This window comes from Thermus sp. (assembly GCF_056332225.1).
Map to the genome: position 1 here is coordinate 1 of NZ_JBWGQW010000113.1, position 1,610 is coordinate 1,610.

The 1,610-nt window shown below is 66.0% G+C and carries 2 protein-coding genes; both read left to right on the top strand.

Features of this window, described 5'->3' with window-relative positions; genetic code table 11:
• Positions 1–857: exopolysaccharide biosynthesis polyprenyl glycosylphosphotransferase (locus AC01Y6_RS10305; protein WP_476671425.1), on the top strand; the 857-nt coding region annotated here is incomplete at its 5' end.
• A gap of 17 nt (positions 858–874) precedes the next feature.
• Positions 875–1,610: Wzz/FepE/Etk N-terminal domain-containing protein (locus AC01Y6_RS10310; RefSeq protein ID WP_476671427.1), on the top strand; the 736-nt coding region annotated here is incomplete at its 3' end.

Genomic DNA, 1,610 nt, shown 5'->3' on the forward strand with positions numbered 1-1,610 from the left:
GCCTTCCTGTGTTTGGGAGCCTGGACCTCGCTCCTGATCTGGCCCAGAGGGGCCTTCGGTACTCCGTCTTGGCTATGCCTGGGGCGAACAGGGAAAGGATCGCCCATCTCCTTCACGAGCTGCCCTTTCCCCACGTGATCCTGGTGCCGGATCTCTTTGGCGTCCAAAGCCTCTGGGTGTCTACCCGGGACCTCGCCGGGGTGCTTGGCCTAGAAGTGAGAAAAAACCTCCTCGTAGGGCGGAACCGCTTCTTCAAGCGCGCCCTAGACTACCTCCTGGGCCTTCCTCTCTTCCTCGCCTCGTTGCCTTTCCTCGCCTTCTTTGCCCTCTGGATCAAGCGGGTGAGCCCAGGACCTGCCTTCTACGCCCAGGAGCGGGAGGGGTACATGGGGCGGACCATCCGCGTGTGGAAGCTCCGTACCATGTACCCCGATGCGGAGGCGCGCCTCGCCCGCTACCTGGAGGAAAACCCCGCCGCAAGGGCGGAGTGGGAACGGTTCTTCAAGCTCAAGGACGACCCCCGGGTCCTCCCCGGGGTGGGGCACTTCCTGAGGCGCACTAGCCTGGACGAGCTTCCCCAGCTCTGGAACGTCCTCAAGGGGGAGATGAGCCTGGTGGGACCCAGGCCCTTTCCCCGCTATCATCTGGAGAAGTTCTCCGAAGAGTTCCGCAGGCTTCGGCGTAGCGTCCTCCCTGGGCTCACAGGGCTATGGCAGGTTTCGGCCCGGAGTGAAGGGGATCTAGAAGTGCAGGAGGCCCTGGACACCTACTACATCCGCAACTGGTCCCTTTGGCTGGACCTGTACATCCTGGCCCGGACGGTGTGGGTGGTCTTGACGCGCAAGGGTGCGTACTAGGGTAGAGTGGAGCGCGTATGACGGAGGCACCTCAAGGCGAGCTCACCCTTCGGGACATCGTGGAGGTGCTCAGGCGGCACCGGGTGTACCTCTGGACCCTTCCCCTGGCCTTCGCCGCCCTGGCCCTCATCTACGGCTTCTTCATCGCCGAGCCCACCTACGCTTCCACCGCCACCCTAAGCGTGGCCCCGGTGCAGGTGCAGGCCCAGCTGGAGCAGAGGATCCAGGTGCAGCAGGCCACCCCCATCACCTTTGGGGGGCTAAGGGCCCTCGCCCTCTCCGAGGAGGTGGTGGGGGAGGTGTGGGAGGCCCTGAGGAAGGAGGGGAGGCTTCCCACCCGCTGGCAGGACCAGGGGGCCCTAAGGGGGATTGAGCGGATGATGCGGGACCTGAAGGTGAAGGACATCTCCCCCAAGCAGCAGGTGGTGAACCCCAACCAGGTGCCCCCCATCGTGGCGAGCTTCACCGTCCAGGCCCCAGACCCCCAGGTGGCGGCCAAGGCGGCCAACCTCTGGGTGGAGGCGGTGAAAAGGCGGGTGAACGCCATCCCCCTCGCCCGCCTCGAGGCCAGCCTCAAGGCCTTAGAGGAGCAGATCGCCCCGGCGGAGAAGGCCTACCGGGAGGCCCAGGCCCGCTGGGAGGCCTTCACCAAGACCACCACCCTGCCCCAGGATAAGGCGGAGCTGGACGCCAAGACCGCGGAGCGGGTGAGCCTGGACCAGGAGCTCGCGGGGCTGGAGCGGGACCTGGCCG